The 19,646-nt window shown below is 69.2% G+C and carries 22 protein-coding genes, 2 tRNA genes and 1 other RNA gene; 17 read left to right on the forward strand and 8 right to left on the reverse strand.

Annotated features, from left to right (window positions below):
- Positions 1-164: 164 nt before the first annotated feature.
- The 4 genes from U9J66_RS12525 (at position 165) to U9J66_RS12540 (ending at position 1,792) form a co-directional block, all read left to right on the forward strand.
- Positions 165-665 (forward strand): tRNA adenosine deaminase-associated protein, encoded by a 501-nt coding sequence (locus U9J66_RS12525; protein WP_036568550.1) that lies wholly within the window; start codon positions 165-167, stop codon positions 663-665.
- A 41-nt stretch (positions 666-706) separates the two neighbouring features.
- Positions 707-1,195, forward strand: coding sequence for a tRNA adenosine deaminase-associated protein (locus tag U9J66_RS12530; protein WP_017536063.1), 489 nt, complete (start codon positions 707-709; stop codon positions 1,193-1,195).
- Between the two features lie 49 nt (positions 1,196-1,244).
- Positions 1,245-1,697, forward strand: a complete 453-nt coding sequence (locus U9J66_RS12535; protein ID WP_036568561.1) for a nucleoside deaminase — start codon at positions 1,245-1,247, stop codon at positions 1,695-1,697.
- 10 nt (positions 1,698-1,707) lie between these two features.
- Positions 1,708-1,792, forward strand: a tRNA-Ser gene (locus U9J66_RS12540).
- A 39-nt stretch (positions 1,793-1,831) separates the two neighbouring features.
- Here the strand turns inward: U9J66_RS12540 and U9J66_RS12545 are convergent.
- Together U9J66_RS12545 and U9J66_RS12550 are read right to left on the reverse strand one after the other, a co-directional pair.
- Positions 1,832-2,386: a PadR family transcriptional regulator gene (locus U9J66_RS12545; protein ID WP_161110958.1), complete on the reverse strand. Its 555-nt coding sequence runs from the start codon at positions 2,384-2,386 to the stop codon at positions 1,832-1,834.
- Between the two features lie 64 nt (positions 2,387-2,450).
- The gene (locus U9J66_RS12550) at positions 2,451-4,466 is read right to left on the reverse strand and encodes an NADPH-dependent 2,4-dienoyl-CoA reductase (RefSeq protein WP_161110959.1); all 2,016 of its coding nucleotides are present in this window, start codon (positions 4,464-4,466) and stop codon (positions 2,451-2,453) included.
- Between the two features lie 170 nt (positions 4,467-4,636).
- On the opposite strand from U9J66_RS12550, the gene U9J66_RS12555 reads away from it, so the two are divergent.
- The 3 genes from U9J66_RS12555 (at position 4,637) to U9J66_RS12565 (ending at position 7,182) form a co-directional block, all read left to right on the forward strand.
- The gene (locus tag U9J66_RS12555) at positions 4,637-5,017 is read left to right on the forward strand and encodes a type II toxin-antitoxin system RelE/ParE family toxin (protein ID WP_326337972.1); all 381 of its coding nucleotides are present in this window, start codon (positions 4,637-4,639) and stop codon (positions 5,015-5,017) included.
- Complete coding sequence (locus tag U9J66_RS12560) at positions 5,014-5,340, forward strand: helix-turn-helix domain-containing protein (RefSeq protein ID WP_014908786.1); 327 nt, start codon at positions 5,014-5,016, stop codon at positions 5,338-5,340. Before U9J66_RS12555 ends, U9J66_RS12560 begins: the two co-directional genes overlap by 4 nt.
- Before the next feature lie 102 nt (positions 5,341-5,442).
- Positions 5,443-7,182 carry a pyruvate dehydrogenase gene (locus U9J66_RS12565; RefSeq protein ID WP_161110960.1) on the forward strand — a complete coding sequence of 580 codons (1,740 nt, stop codon included), beginning with the start codon at positions 5,443-5,445 and terminating at the stop codon, positions 7,180-7,182.
- Between the two features lie 68 nt (positions 7,183-7,250).
- Here the strand turns inward: U9J66_RS12565 and U9J66_RS12570 are convergent.
- Positions 7,251-7,338: transfer RNA gene (locus tag U9J66_RS12570), tRNA-Ser, on the reverse strand.
- A gap of 116 nt (positions 7,339-7,454) precedes the next feature.
- Here U9J66_RS12570 and ffs point away from each other — a divergent pair.
- The 3 genes from ffs to U9J66_RS12585 all read left to right on the forward strand — a co-directional run bounded on the left by ffs (position 7,455) and on the right by U9J66_RS12585 (position 10,246).
- An RNA gene (ffs, locus tag U9J66_RS12575) (signal recognition particle sRNA small type) lies at positions 7,455-7,550 on the forward strand.
- A gap of 116 nt (positions 7,551-7,666) precedes the next feature.
- Entirely contained in the window at positions 7,667-9,832 is a 2,166-nt protein-coding gene (locus U9J66_RS12580) for a DNA polymerase III subunit gamma and tau (RefSeq protein ID WP_326337746.1), read from the forward strand.
- Positions 9,833-10,051: 219 nt separating this feature from the next.
- Positions 10,052-10,246, forward strand: coding sequence for a DUF6243 family protein (locus U9J66_RS12585; RefSeq protein ID WP_014909422.1), 195 nt, complete (start codon positions 10,052-10,054; stop codon positions 10,244-10,246).
- 60 nt (positions 10,247-10,306) lie between these two features.
- Here U9J66_RS12585 and U9J66_RS12590 read toward each other — a convergent pair whose 3' ends face one another.
- Together U9J66_RS12590 and U9J66_RS12595 are read right to left on the reverse strand one after the other, a co-directional pair.
- Entirely contained in the window at positions 10,307-11,455 is a 1,149-nt protein-coding gene (locus U9J66_RS12590) for an rRNA adenine N-6-methyltransferase family protein (RefSeq protein ID WP_026125277.1), read from the reverse strand.
- 135 nt (positions 11,456-11,590) lie between these two features.
- The gene (locus U9J66_RS12595; protein WP_326337748.1) at positions 11,591-12,712 is read right to left on the reverse strand and encodes an alkene reductase; all 1,122 of its coding nucleotides are present in this window, start codon (positions 12,710-12,712) and stop codon (positions 11,591-11,593) included.
- A gap of 85 nt (positions 12,713-12,797) precedes the next feature.
- On the opposite strand from U9J66_RS12595, the gene U9J66_RS12600 reads away from it, so the two are divergent.
- The 5 genes from U9J66_RS12600 to U9J66_RS12620 all read left to right on the forward strand — a co-directional run bounded on the left by U9J66_RS12600 (position 12,798) and on the right by U9J66_RS12620 (position 16,891).
- A complete protein-coding gene (locus tag U9J66_RS12600) occupies positions 12,798-13,205 on the forward strand; it encodes a MerR family transcriptional regulator (RefSeq protein ID WP_014910327.1) in 408 nt (135 codons plus the stop codon).
- A 61-nt stretch (positions 13,206-13,266) separates the two neighbouring features.
- Positions 13,267-13,605, forward strand: coding sequence for a YbaB/EbfC family nucleoid-associated protein (locus U9J66_RS12605; protein ID WP_014910247.1), 339 nt, complete (start codon positions 13,267-13,269; stop codon positions 13,603-13,605).
- Positions 13,606-13,780: 175 nt separating this feature from the next.
- Positions 13,781-14,380 (forward strand): recombination mediator RecR, encoded by a 600-nt coding sequence (gene recR, locus U9J66_RS12610; protein ID WP_014912795.1) that lies wholly within the window; start codon positions 13,781-13,783, stop codon positions 14,378-14,380.
- Between the two features lie 181 nt (positions 14,381-14,561).
- Entirely contained in the window at positions 14,562-15,833 is a 1,272-nt protein-coding gene (locus U9J66_RS12615; RefSeq protein ID WP_014910675.1) for an aspartate kinase, read from the forward strand.
- Positions 15,830-16,891 carry an aspartate-semialdehyde dehydrogenase gene (locus U9J66_RS12620; RefSeq protein WP_017536053.1) on the forward strand — a complete coding sequence of 354 codons (1,062 nt, stop codon included), beginning with the start codon at positions 15,830-15,832 and terminating at the stop codon, positions 16,889-16,891. The genes U9J66_RS12615 and U9J66_RS12620 overlap by 4 nt, the downstream gene beginning before the upstream one ends.
- Before the next feature lie 103 nt (positions 16,892-16,994).
- Here U9J66_RS12620 and U9J66_RS12625 read toward each other — a convergent pair whose 3' ends face one another.
- The gene (locus tag U9J66_RS12625; protein WP_014912880.1) at positions 16,995-17,720 is read right to left on the reverse strand and encodes a GntR family transcriptional regulator; all 726 of its coding nucleotides are present in this window, start codon (positions 17,718-17,720) and stop codon (positions 16,995-16,997) included.
- Positions 17,721-18,068: 348 nt separating this feature from the next.
- On the opposite strand from U9J66_RS12625, the gene U9J66_RS12630 reads away from it, so the two are divergent.
- Positions 18,069-18,437, forward strand: a complete 369-nt coding sequence (locus tag U9J66_RS12630; RefSeq protein WP_017536052.1) for a PLD nuclease N-terminal domain-containing protein — start codon at positions 18,069-18,071, stop codon at positions 18,435-18,437.
- A gap of 242 nt (positions 18,438-18,679) precedes the next feature.
- Positions 18,680-18,841, forward strand: coding sequence for a hypothetical protein (locus tag U9J66_RS12635; RefSeq protein WP_326337749.1), 162 nt, complete (start codon positions 18,680-18,682; stop codon positions 18,839-18,841).
- A 73-nt stretch (positions 18,842-18,914) separates the two neighbouring features.
- On the opposite strand, the gene U9J66_RS12640 is transcribed toward U9J66_RS12635, so the two are convergent.
- A complete protein-coding gene (locus tag U9J66_RS12640) occupies positions 18,915-19,094 on the reverse strand; it encodes a DUF397 domain-containing protein (protein WP_326337751.1) in 180 nt (59 codons plus the stop codon).
- Positions 19,091-19,360 (reverse strand): Scr1 family TA system antitoxin-like transcriptional regulator, encoded by a 270-nt coding sequence (locus tag U9J66_RS12645; RefSeq protein ID WP_326337973.1) that lies wholly within the window; start codon positions 19,358-19,360, stop codon positions 19,091-19,093. Before U9J66_RS12645 ends, U9J66_RS12640 begins: the two co-directional genes overlap by 4 nt.
- Positions 19,361-19,646 lie beyond the last annotated feature (286 nt).

Consider the following 19,646-nt stretch of genomic DNA (forward strand, 5'->3'; position numbering starts at 1 on the left):
TTCGCTGGTGGGGGCGCGGAGGAACGGCCTGTCGTGAGAACGTGGGTCCGGTCCACGTTGGACGAGCGGCGGCGGTGGCGCACGGGTGATCGTTACGATGGCATTCGCGCGGGCGTTCCGGATCCTCTCGTCCGCGCCGATATACCGTCCGGGTTGGGGTGACGATGACAGTGCTCGATCATGGTGACGACGACTCGGGTGACTTCGCGGCCGTCGCGTACAGGGAAGAGGAGTACTGGGATGTCGATCTTCTCCCCGTCGCGCTGACACACGATCTCAAGGGCCTGATCCACGCCCTGCGCCAGCAGCCGAGCATCAGCGGTTCCCTCGGTCTGGTCTCCGTCGGAGACGACTTCTTCATCATCGTCCGGGTGTACGGCGAGGAGGTCTCCCTCTTCCTGTCCGATGTGACCGCGTCCGTGGACTGGCAGGTGGCCCGGGACGTCCTCGACCACCTGGACATCGACCTTCCCGACGATGACGACCTCGACCAGGTGCTGCCGGCGGGGGATCTGTCCGTCGTCGCCGACCTGGGTCTGGACGAGATGGAACTGGGCGCCCTGGCGGGCGATCTGGACCTTTACCCGGACGAAGTGCTCGCCAGCGTCTCCGAGCGTCTGGGATTCGCCCAGGCCTTTCAGCGTGTCCTCGACGGGATGGGGTAAGGACGCCTCGGAAGCGACCTGGAGAGACGGGAGGGTGCGCGGTGTCGACCTTCGCAGCGGTCTTCGCTCCCGATGGCGGGACGTGGCGGGGAACCGAGGTCGATCTCGGCGATGCGGATGCCATCGACGACATCACCGACCTCATGTTGGACTTCGGGACGGAGTCGGGCAGTGACATGACCCTGCTCCTGATCGAGGCGGACGACGAGTGGTTCGCCGTCGTCAGAGTGGACGAGACGGGATCGGATCCGAGGGTCTACCTCTCCGACGAACGGGTCGTCCACGACCATCCGGTGGCCGGGATATTGTCCGAGGCCGGTGGGCTGGGCTCTCCGGCCCCGGTCGAGAGCGCGGGGGCCCGCCCGGACCCCCGTCCGGACGGCGACGACGACCTGTTGAGCGATCTGGGGGTGGACGGGGAGGAACTGCGGTCCCTCTCCGTCGGCGGCGGGGTGCTGCCCGGCGATGTGCTCGCCGTGGTGGCGGAACGCTCCGGTTTCGCCGACCTCCTCGACACGATGCGGCTGTGATCGGGTGAGCGGCCTGCCCGAACTCGACCGTGAGGCCGCGGACGAGGCGATGCGCGAGGCTCTGGCCGAGGCCGAGCTGGCCTTGAGGACCGGCGACGTTCCGGTCGGAGCCGTCGTGCTGGGTCCCGACGGGGCGATCCTCGGGCGAGGGCACAACGAACGCGAGGCCACAGGGGACCCGACCGGACACGCCGAGGTGCTGGCGTTGCGCGCGGCCGCCGAACGTCGCGGCGAGTGGCGACTGTCCGGATGTTCCCTGGTGGTCACCCTGGAGCCCTGTGTGATGTGCGCCGGCGCCACGGTGCTCTCACGCGTGGACCGCCTGGTCTACGGGGCCCGGGACGACAAGGCGGGGGCGGTCGGTTCCCGGTGGGACCTGGTCCGCGACCCGCGCCAGAACCATCGTCCCGAAGTCGTTCCCCCGGATCTGATCAGCGAGGACGTCGCCTTCAGGTGCTCGGATCTGCTCAGCCGGTTTTTCGCACGGCGACGTATCCGGTAGAGTACCTCTCGGTGGATTCGCCTAGTGGCCGATGGCGCCCGCCTCGAAAGCGGGTAAGGGGCAACCCTTCGAGGGTTCAAATCCCTCATCCACCGCATGTGGCCGCCTCCGGTTCGTTCCGGGGGCGGCCTTTCTCATGTCCGGGGCCGGTCGGTGTCCCGGTCCAGTTCGTCGATGGCCTTGTCGAGCCAATCCACCCAGAACAGTTCCAGATCGATGCCGCCCTGGAGCACCAGCCCTTGGGCCCGGTCGCGTTCGGTCCCACGGTCCCGGGCGGTGTCGCGCCTTTGGAACTCGCGGTACTCGGCGAGCCGGGCGGCGTGCAGTTCCCGATGCCTGCGCAGTTCGGCCACGAAGTCGGGTCCCACGCCCACGACGCCGGTCGCGCGCAGGCGCAGCATCAGGGGGTCGCGGAGGGCGCGCGGCTCCTCGGTCCCGGCCACCCAGCGTTCGAGTTCGCCCCGTCCGGCGGCCAGCACCTCGTACTCCTTGCGACCGCCCCGGGCGGGGACGTCGGTCGGCAGCGCGCGGATGAGCCCGGCCTTCTCCAGCTTGCCCAGTTCGCGATAGATCTGCTGGTGGGTGGCGGACCAGAAGTAGCCGATGGAACGGTCGAACCGTCTGGTCAGCTCCAGCCCCGACGAGGGCTTCTCCAGCAGGGCGGTGAGGATCGCGTGGGGCAGGGACATGAGCGCATTCTAGGAAGGATCGGCGCGGCCGGACCGGTTCTCGGCCCGACCGCGCCGACGACGGCTACAGGGCGGCGGCGAGTTCGGTGCCCTGCTTGATGGCGCGCTTGGCGTCCAGTTCGGCGGCCACGTCGGCGCCTCCGATCAGGCGCACGGTGTGCCCGGCCGCGATGAGCCGGTCGGCGAGGTCGCGTCGGGGGTCCTGGCCGGCGCACACGACGATGGTGTCGACGTCGAGCACGCGCTCCTCGCCGTTCACGGTCAGGTGCAGGCCCTCGTCGTCGATCCGCCGGTAGTCGGCCCCCGCGACCATCTCGACGCCGCGGTGACGCAGTTCGAGACGGTGGATCCAACCGGTGGTCTTGCCGAGGTCCTTGCCGACCTTGGTCTCCCTGCGCTGGAGCAGGTGGACCCGGCGGGGCGGGGCGACCCGGGAGGGGCCGGTCAGACCGCCGCGCTCCCGGTAGTCGGTGTCCACGCCCCACTGGCGGAAGAAGGCCTCGGGGTCCTCCCCGGCGTTCTCCCCGGTGTCGGTGAGGAACTCGGCGACGTCGAAGCCGATCCCGCCGGCGCCGATGATCGCGACCTTCTCGCCGACCGGGGCCCCGCCGCGGAGCACGTCGACGTAGCCGACCACGCTGGGGTGGTCGATGCCGGGGATGTCGGGGGTGCGCGGGCTCACCCCGGTGGCGAGGACGATCTCGTCGTAGCCGCCGAGGTCGTACTCGGTGACGGTGGTGTTCAGCCGCACGTCCACACCGTGCTTGTCGAGCTGGACCCGGTAGTAGCGGAGGGTCTCGTCGAACTCGCCCTTGCCGGGGACCCGGCGGGCCATGTTGAGCTGGCCGCCGATCTCGGACGCGGAGTCGAACAGGGTCACGCTGTGGCCGATGGAGGCGGCGGAGACCGAGAAGGCGAGCCCGGCGGGTCCGGCGCCGACCACGGCCACGTTCTTACGGACCCTGGTGGGGGACAGGATCAGTTCGGTCTCGTGGCAGGCGCGCGGGTTGACCAGGCAGGAGGTGATCTTGAGGCTGAAGGTGTGGTCCAGGCAGGCCTGGTTGCAGCCGATGCAGGTGTTGATCTCCTCCGGGGTGCCGGCGGCGGCCTTGGCCACGAAGTCGGCGTCGGCGAGCATCGGGCGGGCCAGGGAGACCATGTCGGCCTCGCCCTCGGCGAGGATGCGCTCGGCGACCTCGGGGGTGTTGATGCGGTTGACCGCCACCACCGGTACCGACAGTTCCTTGCGCAGTCGGGCGGTGATCCAGGTGTAGGCGCCGCGCGGGACGGAGGTGGCGATGGTGGGGACGCGGGCCTCGTGCCATCCGATTCCGGTGTTGACGATGTCGGCGCCGGCGGTCTCCACTCGGCGGCCGAGTTCGACGACCTCGTCATAGGTGGAGCCGTCGGGGACGAGGTCGAGCATGGACAGGCGGTAGACGATGATGAAGTCGGTGCCCACGCGTTCACGGACCCGGCGGAGGATCTCCAGGGGGAGCCGGACGCGGTTGTCGAAGGAGCCGCCCCAGCGGTCCTCGCGCTTGTTGGTGGCGGGCGCGATGAACTGGTTGATGAGGTAGCCCTCGGAGCCCATGATCTCGACGCCGTCGTAGCCGGCGGCGCGGGCGAGTTCGGCGCAGCGGGCGAAGTCCTCGATGGTGCGCTCGATCTCCTCCTCGGTCAGGGCGTGGGGGACGAAGGGGCTGATCGGGGCCTGGAGGGCGCTGGCGGAGACGGACTCCTCGCTGAAGGCGTAGCGGCCGGTGTGCAGGATCTGCATGGCGATGCGGCCGCCTTCCCGGTGGACGGCCTGGGTGATGAGGCGGTGCTGTTCGACCTCTTCGCCGGTGGTGAGCTTGGCGCTGCCGGTGAAGGTGGCCCCCTCGGGGTTGGGGGCGATGCCTCCGGTGACGATCAGGCCGACGCCGCCGCGTGCGCGTTCGGCGTAGAAGGCGGCCATCCGCTCGAAGCCGTTGGGGGCCTCCTCCAGGCCCACGTGCATGGATCCCATGATCACGCGGTTCTTGAGGGTGGTGAAGCCCAGGTCCAGGGGTTCCAGAAGGTGCGGGTAGTCGCTCATCGTCTCTCCTCGCGCGGTGCCTCTCGGTCGGTGTCCGGCCGACCTCATCTCATTATGCAACAAGTTGCAAAACACAGGAAAGGGCGCCTCTCAAGGAACGGGGGTCCACCGTGTCGGTGTGAGGGATCTCGGTGATTAGAACCTTGGCGTTCTATGATGCCTATAGCATAATGACTGTGTCATGGAACGTGATTCTGCTTGACGAGGTGCACGACTGGCTCATGATTCTGGCCAAGGAGGATCCGAGAACGGCCGATGGCGTCGTCGCGGCGATCGACACGTTGGCGGAGGTGGGGCCGACGCTCGGCCGCCCCTTCGTCGACGTCATCAATCACTCTCGAATCCACAACCTGAAGGAGCTGCGCCCCCGATCCACCGGGAACGCGGTGGTTCGGGTGTTGTTCGTCTTCGACCCGGACAGACAGGCCGTCCTGTTGGTCGCGGGGGACAAGACGTGGCGTTGGAAGCAGTGGTACGACAGGAACATCCCTCTGGCGGAGATCCGTTATCAGAGGTGGTTGGCCGGCGGCTACTCGGAAGAGAGGGGATGAGCGCCTTGGCGAGAACCTGGGGTGAGAGTCGTGCGGAGGTCATCGCGGCCGGTGGGCTCGATGAGGAACGCATCACCGAACTCGGGCGGAGGATGCGGGCGGCGGAGCGTGCCTATCGCCTGGCCGAGATCAGGCGTCGGCATGGCATCGACCAGACGACACTGGCGGAGAAGCTGGGGGTTTCGCAGTCGAGGGTGTCCCGTATCGAACGGGGAGAGATCGACCGTTCCGAGCTTGCCACCATCAAGAGCTATGTCGAAGCCCTCGGTGGAACGGTGGAGATCGTGGCCCGGTTCGGGGACGAGGCGCTGCGCGTGGGATGAGCCCGGTGTGGCGATGCGGGCGCTGACGGCGAGGCGCTCCTAGCGTTGACCCGGGGCGACGCAGAGTCCCCCGGCCGCCTCACGCTCCCGGGAGGGTTCGTCTTGAGTAGGAACACCGTCGCCGAACAGCTCGTCCGCACCCTGATCTCCGCCGGGGTCACCCGGATCTACGGAGTGGTGGGGGACAGCCTCAACCCGGTGGTCGACGCCGTACACGAGATCGACGGCATCGAGTGGATCCACGTCCGCAACGAGGAGACCGCCGCGTTCGCCGCATCCGCCCAGGCCCAGGTCGACGGCGGGCTCGCGGTGTGCGCCGGATCCTGCGGCCCCGGCAACACCCACCTGGTCCAAGGCCTCTACGACGCGCAGCGCAGCGGCGCCCCCGTTCTGGCCCTGGCCTCGCACATCCCCTCCCACCAGATCGGCACCGGCTTCTTCCAGGAGACCCACCCCGAACGGCTCTTCGCCGACGTCACCGAGTTCCGTGAACTCGTCGCCCACCCGAAGCAGATGCCCCGGTTGGCCCGGATCGCGATCCAGCACGCCCTGGGCGCCCCCGGAGTGGCGGTCCTCGTCCTGCCCGGTGACATCGCCGGGGAGAAGGCCGTGGGTCCGGCCGACACCACCCCCGTCACCGCGGGGAACGCCGTCTCCCAGCCCGCGGAGGAGGACGTGGAGGCGCTCGCCCGCCGGATCGAGAGCGCCGACCGGATCTCCCTGTTCTGCGGGGCCGGCGTCCGAGATGCCCACCCCGAGGTGATGGACCTCGCCGAGAGGCTCAAGGCACCGGTCGGGCACACACTGCGCGGCAAGGAGTGGATCCAGTACGACAACCCCTACGACGTCGGCATGATCGGCCTGCTCGGCTACGGGGCCTGTTACGACGCGCTCCAAGGGGCCGACCTCACGATCCTGCTGGGTTGCGACTTCCCCTACGACGACTTCCTGCCCAAGAGGAACGTCGTCCAGGTGGACCACGATCCGCGCCGGCTCGGCCGCCGCGTCCCCCTCGACCTGGGGGTCCAGGGCGACGTCGGCGCCACCCTGCGCGCCCTCCAGGGGAGGATCCGGGAACGGACCGACGTCCGCTTCCTCGACGAGATGCTGCGGCGCCACGAGCGGGCCCTGACCAAGGTCGTGGACGCCTACACCAGGAACATCGAACACCACACGCCGATCCACCCCGAGTACGTGGCCGGGATCCTGGACGACGTGGCGCCCGACGACACCGTGTTCACCGTCGACACCGGCATGAACAACGTCTGGGCGGCCCGCTACCTCACCCCGAACGGGCGCCGTCGCGTGATCGGGTCCTTCACCCACGGCACCATGGCCAACGCCCTGCCGCACGCCATCGGCGCCGCCTACGCCGCCCCCGAACGTCGGATCGTGTCGATGTCGGGCGACGGAGGTCTGAGCATGCTCCTGGGCGAGCTCATCACGGTCGTCCAGCACCGTCTGCCCATCACCACGGTGGTGTTCGACAACTCCTCGCTCGGCATGGTCCGCCTGGAGATGATGGTGGACGGCATGCCCGCCTTCCAGACCGACCATCCGCCGGTGGACTACGCGGCGATCGCCGAGGCCATCGGTATGCGGTCGATCCGGGTGGAGCGCCCCACCGACGTGCGCGCCGCCTTCGAGGACGCCCTGTCCGCGGACGAGCCGGTGCTGGTGGACGTGGTCACCGACCCCAACGCGCTCTCGGTGCCCTCCCGGATCACCGCCGGGCAGGTGACGGGCTTCGCCCTGTCGGCCGGACGCACCGTCCTCCAGGGCGGGGTCGGGACCATGATCGACATGGCCCGCTCCAACCTCCGCAACATCCCCCGCCCCTGAGAGGCGCGGGCGGGGTGCGGAAACGACGAAGGCCCCGACCGGTCTCCCGGTCGGGGCCTTCGCTCCTGTGGCGGAGGATAGGGGATTCGAACCCCTGAGAGGTTGCCCTCAACACGCTTTCCAAGCGTGCGCCCTAGGCCACTAGGCGAATCCTCCACGGACAACTCTACAGGCTTCCGGGGAGTGCTTCGAACGGGTTCCGTCGACGGGAGGGGCGGCGCGGGGCACACGGCGCCGGGGTTGCGGGGGTCCCCGGTTCGGATACACTCGAGGCAGACCCCTCGTGCGGCGTCACCCTATGAACCTCCCCAGGGCCGGAAGGCAGCAAGGATAAGTAGGCTCTGGCGGGTGCGCGGGGGGTCCTTTCTGTTTTCGGGGGTGCTCATCCCGAATCCACCCCTTCCGGTTTCCCGGACCTGGCGTGAGTTGTCACCGCCGGCGGGTTGAATGGGACCGTGGCAGGGACCAGGGGAGTGATCACACCGTGAGCATCGCGCTGTACCGCAAGTACCGTCCCGCGACGTTCGGCGAGGTGCGCGGGCAGGAGCACGTGACCGACCCGCTGCGCCAGGCGCTGCGGAGCGGACGTATCAACCACGCCTACCTCTTCAGCGGGCCGCGTGGTTGCGGCAAGACCACCAGCGCGCGGATCCTCGCGCGTTCCCTCAACTGCGCGAAGGGTCCCACCCCGGATCCGTGCGGCACCTGTGACTCGTGTGTGTCGTTGGCCCCCGACGGCGGCGGCAGCATCGACGTGATCGAGATCGACGCCGCCTCCCACGGTGGTGTCGACGACGCTCGTGACCTGCGTGAACGTGCCTTCTTCTCGCCGGTCAACTCGCGCTACAAGATCTACATCATCGATGAGGCGCACATGGTGACCCGTGAGGGTTTCAACGCGCTGCTCAAGCTCGTCGAGGAGCCCCCTCCGCACCTGAAGTTCGTGTTCGCGACCACCGAGCCCGAGAAGGTCATCGGGACGATCCGTTCGCGCACCCACCACTACCCCTTCCGGTTGATCCCGCCGAGCACCCTCAAGGAGCTCATGGAGGACCTCCTCAAGGAGGAGGAGGTGACCTACGACCCGGCCGCGCTTCCCCTGGTGGTGCGCGCGGGGGCGGGGTCGGCGCGCGACACCCTGTCGGTCCTGGACCAGCTCATCGCCGGTTCGGACGAGGGCGGCATCACCCGCGAGGGCGCCGTCTCCCTGCTCGGCTACACCGACTCCAGCCTTCTGGGCGAGATGGTCGACGCCCTGGGCGCCCGGGACGGCGCGGCGGCGTTCGGCCTGGTGGACCGGGTGGTGGAGGGTGGTCACGATCCGCGTCGCTTCACCACCGATCTGCTGGAGCGCTTCCGCGACCTGGTGGTGCTCTCGGCGGTGCCGGACGCCATCGACAAGGGTCTGGTGAACGTCTCTCCGGAGTCGGTGGACCAGATGAAGGAGCAGGCCGCCCGGTTGGGCCCGGCCGAGCTGTCCCGAGCCGCCGAGGTGCTCAACCAGGGGCTCACCGAGATGCGCGGTGCGACCGCGCCGCGTCTGCTCCTCGAACTGCTGTGCTCGCGGATCCTGCTGCCGGCCACCGACGGGGACCAGGGTGTCGCGCTGTTGGCCCGGTTGGAGCAGATGGAACGTCGAGTGGCCTCGGGCGCGATCGCCCCGCAGGCCTCGGCTCCCGCCCCGGCCCCGGCGGCCCCGGCGGCTCCGGCCCCCGTGCGTCAGCCCTCTCCGCCTCAGCCCGCGGCTCCCGCCCCTCAGGCCGCGCCGCCTCAGCGGCCGGCCCGCACGGAGGCCCCCGAACCCGCGCCGCGGCAGGCCCCCCGGCCTTCGCAGCCCGCCTCTCGGAACGAGCCGTCGGGGTGGGACGCCCCGGCCCCGGCTCCGGCCGAGCCCCGTCCGGCGGCGCCCGCCTCCGGTGGCCCGTTGGACCTGGGACGTCTCCAGGGGGCCTGGCATCAGGTGATGGAGGCGGTCAAGGGCCGTCGCCGGTTCACCTGGATGATGCTGCACGGCGGCGACGTGCAGCCGGTGGGCGTCGAGGGCAACACGGTGCTGCTCGGTTTCTCCAAGCCGAACGAGGCCAAGGGCTTCACCACCAGCGGCAGCGATCAGGTGGTGGCGGGCGCGATCCAGCAGGTGCTGGGCGCCGAGGTCCGTGTGGCCCCGGCGGGTGTGGGCGGTCCGCCGGCTCCGCCCCGCCGCCCCGAACCGGCTCCGCGCCCGGCGGAGCCATCGGGGTGGGACGCGCCTCCGGTACGGAACGAACCCGCCCCGGTCCAGGCCCGTCCGGAACCGGCTCCGGAGCCCGAACGTCCTGCGGGGCCGCCGCCGGAACGGCTGCTCAGCGACCGTCCGGAGCCTCCGCCGGACCCCTATGAGGACGCCGCGGCCGCCCCGCCGCCCGAGGACCACGGGCCCCCGGCCCCCGTTCGGAACGCCGGCCCCGGGAACGGGCGTCCCGAGGAGAGCGCGCCCCGTGAGGAGCGGCCCGCGAACGCTCCGGCGCCTCGTCCGGCCTCCGCCGGCGCGGCCTCGGCCGGCCCCTCCTCTTCCGGTGGGTCCGGGGGCGGGGGTGTCTCCCTCATCGAGACCGAGCTGGGCGGCAAGTTGATCGAGGAGATCGAGCACGAGCCTTCCGAAGGGTTCTAGAAACCTCGGGGCGGGGCCGGGCCGACCGCGTGGATATACGTGGCCGACCCGGCCCCGCTTCTTTATCGGAGGGTGTTCCCCCTGGTGGGGGTGGTTCGAGCGGTGTTCACGGAGCGGCCCCGGAAAAGGAGGGGACGTTTCGTTCCATCCGGGCTAGGATCGAGATGTTCCGCTAAAACAAGACGAGACGACTCGTTTCTTTATCTTGAGGGGGTCGTGTTGGCGAAGAACAACAGCCTGCTCGGCGTGGGCGGTCAACGCTCCACCGTTTCCCGTTCCGCACTGCGCGGTGGTCAGGCCGGAGGCAGGGGCGGCGCCGACGGCGACGCCCGCGAACGCAAGCAGGACCTCCTGCGCCGGCTTCGGGAGAAGCAGGAACAGCGCACGGACGAAGGCGCCGATAAGCAGGCCTGAACACGTTGCGACGGCCCCCGCGCCTTTCGGGACGGGGGCCGTCGTCGTTCCACGGGCCGCTCAGGCCGGCGAGTCGACCGGCCAGGAACGACCCTCGGGGGAGTCCAGCCACACCCGCTGTCCGCCCGAAGGCGTCACGGTCAGCCCGAACCGCTCCGGTTCCGGTTCGCCCAGGTCGCCCCAGAGCTCCAGGGCCTCCTCCACCTCGTCCCAGATGCTCCTGGGACCGCCCTGCTCGACCATCCACGAGGTGCCGTACGGGTAGATCCGGACCCAGGATTCGCCCTCCCGGTCGCACAGCCACATGCCCGAACCGGTGCCGATCCAGCGTCTGCGCATACGCCAGTCCGGGACCAGCACCGACAGGGCGAAGGCCGAGGGGAAGGCCATGAGCGGGGCCACCGGGTCGGCCTGGGTGAGTCGGTACTCGTCCGGTTGTCGGCCCGTGTCCCTGATCGGAGGCCGGATCGAATCGGGGGTGCGCAGCGGGACGAAACCCACCCCGGAGCGGAAGCGACCCGAAGCCGCTCCCTCCTCGTCGAACTCCAGACGCATCAGTACGCCCGCGTTCTCCAACAACCCCCACGGGCACACCACCAGGCCGCCCGGACGGATCTGCTCGGCCCAGGCCCGGGGCACCCGTTCGATCCCGCAGACGCTGATGATCCGGTCGTAGGGCGCGCCCGCCGGGTAGCCGTGCAGGCCGTCGGCCAGATGGGTCGTGGGGGAGAGACCGGCCCCGCGCAGCGCCTTGCGCGCGGTCTCCAACAGCCGTTCGTCGATCTCCACGGAGGTCACCGCGTGGCCTCCGAGCCGGTGGGAGAGCAGGGCGGTGTTCCAGCCCGTGCCGGTCCCCACCTCCAGGACCTCCAGACCCTCGGAGAGGTCGGCCATCTCCAGGACGCGGGCGAGCACGGTCGGCGCCGAGCTGGACGAGGTGCCGCCCTCCTTGACCGCCTTGCTCCGGCTCCGTGTCCCGGAGTCGTCCACCCGGGTGACGATGGCGTTGTCCGCGTAGACGGCGGCCAGCCACCGGTCGGGGTCGGTCTCGGCGTTCAACGTGTCGCCCCGGGTGGTCGACACACCGCTCTCCGGGATGAACAGGTGGCGGGGCACGGCACGGAAGGTCTCGACGAGCGCGGTGTCCGTCAGCGTGCCGTCCGCGATTATCGCCTCGATCAGAGCCGAGTTGCGCTCCTTGGCGGTCAACACGTCCTCAGTCCCCCGGTCTTCGCTGGTCGGGGGCGGTGTCGATGACACCGCCGGGAGTGATCTCCTCTTGCCGACCATCATTTCAACCCGTGTCCCGCCGTGCCCCGTTCTTCGTCCTTGCGGCTGGTGAAATCAGGACAACGGTGCCACCAAGTCCGCCCGACGGGAGAAGCGGTCGGGGTAGTCGACATAGCCGTGGGGGCCGGACGTGTAGTGGAAGTCCTTCTCCGCGATGGGCTCCCAGGGGAACCCGTCGGCGATCCGCTCGACCACGTCGGGGTTGGAGATGTAGGGGCGGCCGATCGAGACCAGGTCGGCCCTCCCCTCGGCGATCAGCGCCGCGGCGCCCTCCTGCGTGGTCTCCACGTGTTCCCCCGTGTTGCCGACGAGGGTGCCGTTCCAGTGGCGGCGGGCCTCGTCCAGGGCCGGGTGGTCCCGGACGTCGGCCACGTGCAGGTAGGCCAGGCCGAGCGGGGACAGGGCGGAGAGCAGGGAACGGTACACCGGGGTCGGGTCCGCCTCCACCATCTCGGCCTCCGGGTTTCCGGGCGAGAGCCGGATCCCCACCCGGTCGGCCCCGATGGCGTCGGCGGTCGCCTCGGCCACCTCCACCGCGAACCGGAGGCGTCCGGCGACGTCGCCGCCGTAGCGGTCGGTGCGCAGGTTGGTGTTGTCGGCCAGGAACTGGTGGATCAGGTACCCGTTGGCGCCGTGGAGCTCGACCCCGTCGAACCCGGCGCGGACGGCCGCCCGCGCCGCCTCGGCGTGGTCCTCCACGGTCCTCTCGACCTCCTCGAGGGTCATGGCCCGGGGGACGACCGGTTCGACCTTGCCGTCCAGGGTGTGCACGAGGGCGGTCCTGCCCACGGCGGAGGGCGCCGTGGGGACACCGTGGTCGGGCCGGTTCTCGGGGTGGCCGCCGCGTCCGGCGTGCATGATCTGCGCGAAGATCCGCCCCCCGGCCTCGTGCACGGCGGTGGTGACCCGGCGCCAGCCCTCGACCTGGGCCTCGGTGTGCAGTCCGGGTTCGGTGAGATACTGGCGGCCCTCGACGCTGGGCGTGATGCCCTCGGAGACGATCAGTCCGGCTCCGGCCCGCTGGGCGTAGTAGGAGACCATGAGGTCGCCGGGCACCCCGTCGCGGTCGGCGCGAAGACGGGTCATCGGGGCCATGAGGACCCGGTTGGGAAGGCGGATCGGGCCGAGGTCGTAGGCGGTCAACAGCGGGTTCGTGAGATTCCGTGCGGTGCTCATGGCAGGAGCGTAGAATCTGACACCCATGTGAGATTCAAGCCTTTGTGGCCGGTGTCACCCGGTCGGGCGAGACGGGGAGGCGCCGATGCGGATCGGGGAACTGTCCAGACGGACCGGGGCCAGCCCCCGCTCCCTGCGCCATTACGAGGACCAGGGGTTGATCTCCTCCCGGCGGACCCCGGGCGGACACCGCGAGTACGGCGAGGAGACCCTGGAAAGGGTCGACCGTGTACGCGGGCTCCTCGGCGCCGGCCTCAACCTCGCCACCATCCGCGACCTTCTGCCCTGCCTGTACGCGCGAGAACGCGGAGAGCCCGCCCCCGACCTCCTCGACCACCTGTGCGCCGAACGCGAACGGGTGACCCGCTCCATCCACGAGTTGGAGCACATGAGGGAGGCCCTGGACAGCGTCATCCACCGGAGCGCGGACGTCGGAGGGACACTCGTCGGAGGATCGCGGGTGGAGGCAGCGGCTACCCTCGCAGACAAGTGACACCAGCATCGACACCCAGCACCACGCGTGTGACGAGGAGACGGCCGTGAACCCTGGCGGAATGGACATGCAGGCCCTGCTCCAGCAGGCCCAGCAGATGCAGCAGCAGCTCGTGGAGGCCCAGCAGGCCCTGGAGGAGAGCGAGGTCGAGGGCACCTCCGGTGGCGGCCTGGTCAAGGTCAAGCTGAGCGGGCGCGGTCAGGTCGAGGACATCACCGTCGACCCCAAGGCCGTGGACCCCGAGGACGCCGAGGAGACCGCCCAGACCATCGCCGACCTGGTCCTGGCGGCCATCCGTGACGCGGAGGCCCAGGTCGAGCGTCTCCAGCAGGAGAAGATGGGCCCGCTGACCCAGGGCATGCCCGGTGGCGGCGGCATCCCCGGTCTCCCCGGGTTCTAGTCGATACCCGAGGCCGCCCGGTACGCGTCGTCCCGGTGGGAGAGAACCGGGACGACGCGGACACGACACGCGCACCCTCGGCCCAAGAGGTCGCCGGCCCCCGATACGGTGGAGGGCGAGGGGCGGAGAACGCCCCGCCGGGGCCCTCGCCCCGGCTTCGACCAGGCGGGTAGGCATGTACGAAGGCGCGGTACAGAATCTGATCGACGAGCTCGGGCGGCTGCCCGGCGTCGGTCCGAAAAGCGCGCAACGCATCGCCTTCCACCTGCTGTCCGCCGAACATGCGGACGTCAAACGCCTGGTCAACGCGCTCGTGGAGGTCAAGGAGCGAGTCCGCTTCTGCTCCATCTGCGGCAACGTCGCCGAAGAGTCCGAGTGCCGTATCTGCCGTGACCCCCGCCGCGACGCCGCCGTCATCTGCGTCGTGGAGGAGTCCAAGGACGTCGTCGCCATCGAGCGGACCCGGGAGTTCCGGGGCCGTTACCACGTGCTCGGGGGCGCCATCAGCCCCATCGAGGGCGTCGGCCCGGACGACCTGCGGGTCAAGGAACTCATGACCCGTCTCGCCGACGGCACGGTGACCGAGCTGATCCTGGCGACCGACCCGAACCTGGAAGGGGAGGCCACCGCGACCTACCTGGCGCGGCTGGTCAAACCGATGGGTCTGAAAGTCACCCGCCTCGCCAGCGGGCTGCCCGTCGGCGGCGATCTGGAGTACGCCGACGAGGTCACTCTCGGGCGGGCCTTCGAAGGCCGCCGAAGCCTGGAGTTCTAGGTCACATTTCCCCGTGATACGGGCGAAATATGAGTAACCTCCGCCTTAACGGGTAGGTCCGAGCGCTGGCGTGTCAAGACGCCACGCCCCTTCCATCGCAGGTCGGAGCGGGTGCGGTGTGCGTCCCTGATTACACTCCATTGTTAATTGTCTTGATCCCAACTCCTCAGGAGCATCGATCGTGGCCCTAATCGTGCAGAAGTACGGTGGGTCTTCCGTGGCCGACGCGGAAGCCATCAAGCGAGTAGCCCAAAGGATCGTGGCTCAGAAAAAGGCGGGACATGACGTCGTGGTCGTCGTCTCCGCGATGGGCGACACGACCGACGAACTGTTGGACCTGGCGGAGAAGGTCTCCCCGATGCCCCCGGCGCGCGAGCTCGACATGCTCGTCACCGCCGGAGAGCGCATGTCGATGGCGCTGGTGGCGATGGCCATCGAGAACCTCGGCTACGAGGCGCGCTCCTTCACCGGCTCCCAGGCCGGTGTCATCACCACGTCGTTGCACGGCAACGCCAAGATCATCGACGTGACGCCCGGGCGCATCCAGGAGGCCATCTCCGAGGGTTCGATCTGTATCGTCGCCGGGTTCCAGGGTGTCTCCCAGGACACCAAGGACATCACCTCCCTGGGTCGTGGCGGTTCGGACACCACCGCCGTCGCCCTCGCGGGCGCGCTCAACGCCGACGCCTGCGAGATCTACAGCGATGTGGACGGCGTGTTCACCGCCGACCCGCGTGTCGTGCCGACCGCGCGGCGCATCCCCCAGGTCTCCTACGAGGAGATGCTGGAGATGGCCGCCAGCGGCACCAAGATCCTGCATCTGCGCTGCGTCGAGTACGCGCGTCAGTACAACATCCCCCTGCACGTCCGTTCGTCCTTCAGCCAGAAGACCGGAACGTGGATCGTCTCGGAAGTCGAGGAAAGCGAAGGCATGGAACAGCCGATCATCTCCGGGGTCTCCCACGACCGGAGCGAAGCCAAGATCACCGTCGTCGGCGTCCCCGACAAGGTCGGTGAGGCCGCCACGATCTTCAAGGCGCTCGCGGACGCCGAGATCAACATCGACATGATCGTCCAGAACGTGTCGGCGGTCTCCACCTCCCGCACCGACATCTCCTTCACCGTGCCGAAGGACTTCGGCAAGCAGGCCGTCTCGGCCCTGAAGAAGGTCGAGGAGCAGGTCGGTTACGACTCCCTGCGCTACGACGACAAGATCGGCAAGGTCTCGCTGATCGGCGCCGGCATGCGCTCCTACCCGGGTGTGACCGCCCGCTTCTTCGACGCGATCGCCACCTCCGGCACCAACGTCGAGATGATCTCCACCTCGGAGATCCGCATCTCGGTCATCGTCGAGGAGGACCAGGTCGACGCCGCGGTCCAGGCCGCGCACAGTGAGTTCCAGCTCGACGCGGACCAGGTCGAGGCTGTCGTCTACGGAGGTACCGGCCGATGAGCAACCGTCTTCCCACCCTCGCCATCGTCGGCGCGACCGGTGCCGTCGGCACCGTCATGCTCGACATCCTCAGCAAGCGTGAGAACGTGTGGGGCGAGATCCGTCTGATCGCCTCCCCGCGCAGCGCCGGCAAGGTCCTGCGCGTCCGCGGCGAGGACGTCGTGGTCCAGGCCCTGGCCCCCGAGGTCTTCGACGGCGTCGACGTCGCCATGTTCGACGTTCCGGACGAGGTGTCCAAGGAGTGGGCGCCGATCGCCGCCGCCCGCGGCGCGGTCGCCGTCGACAACTCCGGCGCCTTCCGCCTGGACCCCGATGTCCCCCTGGTGGTGCCCGAGGTCAACGCGGACCAGGTCCGCAACCGCCCGCGCGGCATCATCTCCAACCCCAACTGCACGACCCTGTCGATGATCGTGGCGATCGGTGCCCTGCACCGCACCTACGGCGTCAAGGAGCTCGTGGTCTCCTCCTACCAGGCCGCCTCCGGCGCCGGCCAGGAGGGCATCGACGTCCTGCGCGACCAGATGGCCAAGGCCGGCGGCGACCGTTCCCTCGGCGACACCAAGGGCGACATGCGCGAGGCCGTCGACGAGCTGGGCCCGTTCCCGGCCCCGCTGGCCTACAACGTCGTGCCGTGGGCGGGTTCGCTCAAGGACGACGGCTGGTCCTCCGAGGAGCTCAAGGTCCGCAACGAGTCCCGCAAGATCCTGGGCCTGGAGGACCTGCGCGTCTCCGCGACCTGTGTCCGCGTCCCGGTGATCACCACGCACTCGCTGGTCGTGCACGCGACCTTCGACCGGGAGGTCACCGCGGACGCCGCCCGTGAGCTCCTGGGCGGGGCCGAGGGTGTCGAGGTCCTGGACGACCCGGCCAAGGGCGAGTTCCCGACCCCGAACGACGTGGTCGGCACCGACCCGACCTGGGTCGGCCGTATCCGCCAGTCGCTCGACGACCCGAAGTCGCTCGACCTCTTCCTGTGCGGGGACAACCTGCGCAAGGGCGCCGCGCTGAACACCGCGCAGATCGCCGAGGTCGTCGCCAAGGAGTTCACCCAGGCCTGACCCGGCCGTCCAGCGCGTGAAACGGTAGGGGCGGTGGCCCCTCTCCCAGCGTGGGGGAGGGGCCACCGCCTTCGTCGTTTCCGCTTCGTGGTCGGGGCCGCCGCTATCCGCGGATACGCGGGCGGCCGAGGGACAATTTGTAGAGGAGGCGGCACTGTTCGGCCGCGCCGATGAGGTCGGAGGTCTCCACGGGCCGGTCACCGCTGAAGTGGGTGCGCTCGACCACGAGGACGGGTACCCCGGGGGCGGAGTCCAGGAGGATGGCCTCGGAGTCGTGCAGCGCGCGCACGCCGACCTCCTCCACGACCCGGTCCACGGGGTAGCCCGCCGCGCCGAGCCGTTCGAGGGGACCGACGTCGGCGGCGTCGAACGGTGTGCGCAGGGTGCCCGCGGTGAGGACCGCGGGTTCCCAGGAGCGGTGCAGGGTGACCGGTCGGTCGGCGGAGAGCCCACGTGAGGTGGTGCGGTAGACCGGGTCCCCGTCGCGGAGCCGCAGCCGTGCGCCGAGACGGCCGGAACAGCGTTCCTGTTCGGTGCTGATCCGCTCACGTCCCAGCCGCCCCAGGCCGGAGCCCGAGGTGGCGTCGGTCCGGGACAGTCGGAAGATCTCGGGGACGGTGCGGACGAAGTAACCGGAGCCGGGTCGGGACTCGACGAGGCCCTCGGTCACCAGGAGCCGCAACGCGGTGCGCGAGATCTGCTCGCTGACCCGGTACGTGCGCGCCAGGCTGGTGCGGGAGGGAAGCCTGGCCCCCGGTGCCATCTCTCCGTCGAGGATGGGTCGGCGTAGTTGTTCGGCCAGCCAGAGATATCGGGGTTGCCTGGCCACCGGTCACCCGACCTTCGAGGTCGGCGGCCGATACGCCCGAGCCGTTCTCGAAGGGGGTCGGTGGTCGAGGATGTCAGGGGCCCGGTGGTCGCCGGTGCCGACGCCGGGCCTGAGGGAGGGAGTGAACCTGCCAGATCGCCGAAGCTCGCCCATGGTTCCAGTAAAGCAGCGGAAAAGCCTGGTGGGGGGTGCTCTCGGAAAGTGATCGTCCCTGCTCGGGTCGGGGGCGGTGGCGGACACGGGTGGAACGTGGCCGGGGAAACGCCCGAAACCAAAGGAATGTACGCTCCTGACCACCCCGATTATTACCCTATGTATTGAGGCAACTACGCATTGCTTGGGGGAGTCATGTTCACGAACCTGTCGGAGCTGTCGCGTCTGGCGGAACCGGGTGGCCGGGAGATCACCTGGCTGGGCGGTATCGCCGGCGTCCTCGTCCTGATCGTGTTCCTGGCCGTCCTGGTGCTGGTGATCGCGGCGATCGTCTCGACGTTGATGGACGCCGACACCTCCGGCGGCGGAAAGCTGCTCTGGGTGGTCCTCATCCTCTGGTTCCCCCTGTTCGGGGCGATCGCCTGGTTCGTGGTCGGGAAGAAGGGCCACCTCAACCGGCTCCTCGGCATCGACAAGGGGAAGGCTCGACACACGATTCCCACCAGTGTCGGCCAGCACAGCAACGTCGCGCCGCCCGACCAGACCGGGCTCGGCAACGCCTGACGCGACTCGCCCGGGCGAGCGTGTAGAGGCCCCGGGGCGGAGGGAGACCTTCGCCCCGGGGCCTCGTCGTGTCGGCGTGTTCTGTCCACAGCCTGTGGACAGAACACGCGGAGTCTTGACGCACCCCTGGCCGAGATGCCGGTGGAGGTGAGGGCGACCATGCGAAACGCATGGTGAAGTCATGCGGAGTGCCCTTCCCACGGACAAAGGAGAAAGGAAGGGATCCCCGGAGAAGGTGGATCGTGCTGTCGGTGGCCGACGATGGGGCCCCGGTGACGGGGGAGATCGTGCCGGGCACGGGGTTGAGGAGCATCGCCGAGCGCTGCGCCTGTCTCGGCGGGGAGATGAGGGTGGAGGCGGATCAGGGCGGTCGGTTCACCTTGACCTGCCGCGTCCCCGAGTGAAGGCCGGTTTTATCCGGCGGCCGACAACACGATGCCCCCGGCTGGTACCGGGGGCGTCATGGGTGCGGGTGGTTCAGGCCTGCTCGGTGTGGGTGGCGGTGAGCAGGGCGGTCCATTCCTCGGCGGGGAAGGAGAGGTGGCCGAGGTCCCTGTTCTGGGTGTCTCGCATGTGCACGATGGTGGGCGTCTCCCGGACCTCGACGCAGTTATTGGTTCCGCCGCTGTACGACGACTTGTGCCACTGCTGATTCATGCCTTGTCCAACCTCTTGATCTCTTCTCGGACATGCTCCAGGGAGCTGTCCGGGGCCGGCGCCACGGCTTGGAGCGCGGCGAACAGCATCCGGCGGTGTGCCACCTCGTCGGCCTCGGTGACGGACTGTCCTTCGCGGGCGTTCTCCACGTACCCCGAGTCTGGATTGTCCTGCGTCACGAGCACGCTGAAAGCTCTAGCGTTTCCTGGGTGCTTAGGGACATCCAGAGGGGCCACCTGAAGGTTCACGCGCTCCTGCTCCGCCAGTTTCGTGTTGTGTGCTCAGAATCCTTCGTGATTCCACACTCATGTTCGATGTCGCTCACAATCACGTTCGCACTTACGCCCATGTGACCAGGTCATCCATCATGTGAGTGTGCTTCAGGGAAGGTCTCCCGTGGAGGTCGATGCGCTGTGAGAAAGAACGTGAAATGGATTCTGAAAGAGTCGAAAGTGAGCGATATCGGGGTACTCCGAAGTCGAGTAGAGGGTTTCCCTCAACTGATTTCTAAATCCGGTGGCCTGGTGTCCCGACGGTCCCTCTCGGGGGTAT

The sequence above is a fragment of the Nocardiopsis sp. LDBS1602 genome, assembly GCF_035818715.1.
Classification (GTDB): Bacteria; Actinomycetota; Actinomycetes; order Streptosporangiales; family Streptosporangiaceae; genus Nocardiopsis; species Nocardiopsis alba.

Coding starts and splice junctions, on each gene's coding strand:
- U9J66_RS12555 (WP_326337972.1), top strand. CDS start 4,637: ATGACTGTGTCATGGAACGTGATTCTGCTTGACGAGGTGCACGACTGG.
- U9J66_RS12640 (WP_326337751.1), bottom strand. CDS start 19,094: ATGAATCAGCAGTGGCACAAGTCGTCGTACAGCGGCGGAACCAATAAC.
- U9J66_RS12550 (WP_161110959.1), bottom strand. CDS start 4,466: ATGAGCGACTACCCGCACCTTCTGGAACCCCTGGACCTGGGCTTCACC.
- U9J66_RS12595 (WP_326337748.1), bottom strand. CDS start 12,712: ATGAGCACCGCACGGAATCTCACGAACCCGCTGTTGACCGCCTACGAC.
- U9J66_RS12535 (WP_036568561.1), top strand. CDS start 1,245: ATGCGCGAGGCTCTGGCCGAGGCCGAGCTGGCCTTGAGGACCGGCGAC.
- U9J66_RS12620 (WP_017536053.1), top strand. CDS start 15,830: ATGAGCAACCGTCTTCCCACCCTCGCCATCGTCGGCGCGACCGGTGCC.
- U9J66_RS12630 (WP_017536052.1), top strand. CDS start 18,069: ATGTTCACGAACCTGTCGGAGCTGTCGCGTCTGGCGGAACCGGGTGGC.
- recR (WP_014912795.1), top strand. CDS start 13,781: ATGTACGAAGGCGCGGTACAGAATCTGATCGACGAGCTCGGGCGGCTG.
- U9J66_RS12525 (WP_036568550.1), top strand. CDS start 165: ATGACAGTGCTCGATCATGGTGACGACGACTCGGGTGACTTCGCGGCC.
- U9J66_RS12560 (WP_014908786.1), top strand. CDS start 5,014: ATGAGCGCCTTGGCGAGAACCTGGGGTGAGAGTCGTGCGGAGGTCATC.
- U9J66_RS12600 (WP_014910327.1), top strand. CDS start 12,798: ATGCGGATCGGGGAACTGTCCAGACGGACCGGGGCCAGCCCCCGCTCC.
- U9J66_RS12545 (WP_161110958.1), bottom strand. CDS start 2,386: ATGTCCCTGCCCCACGCGATCCTCACCGCCCTGCTGGAGAAGCCCTCG.
- U9J66_RS12605 (WP_014910247.1), top strand. CDS start 13,267: ATGGACATGCAGGCCCTGCTCCAGCAGGCCCAGCAGATGCAGCAGCAG.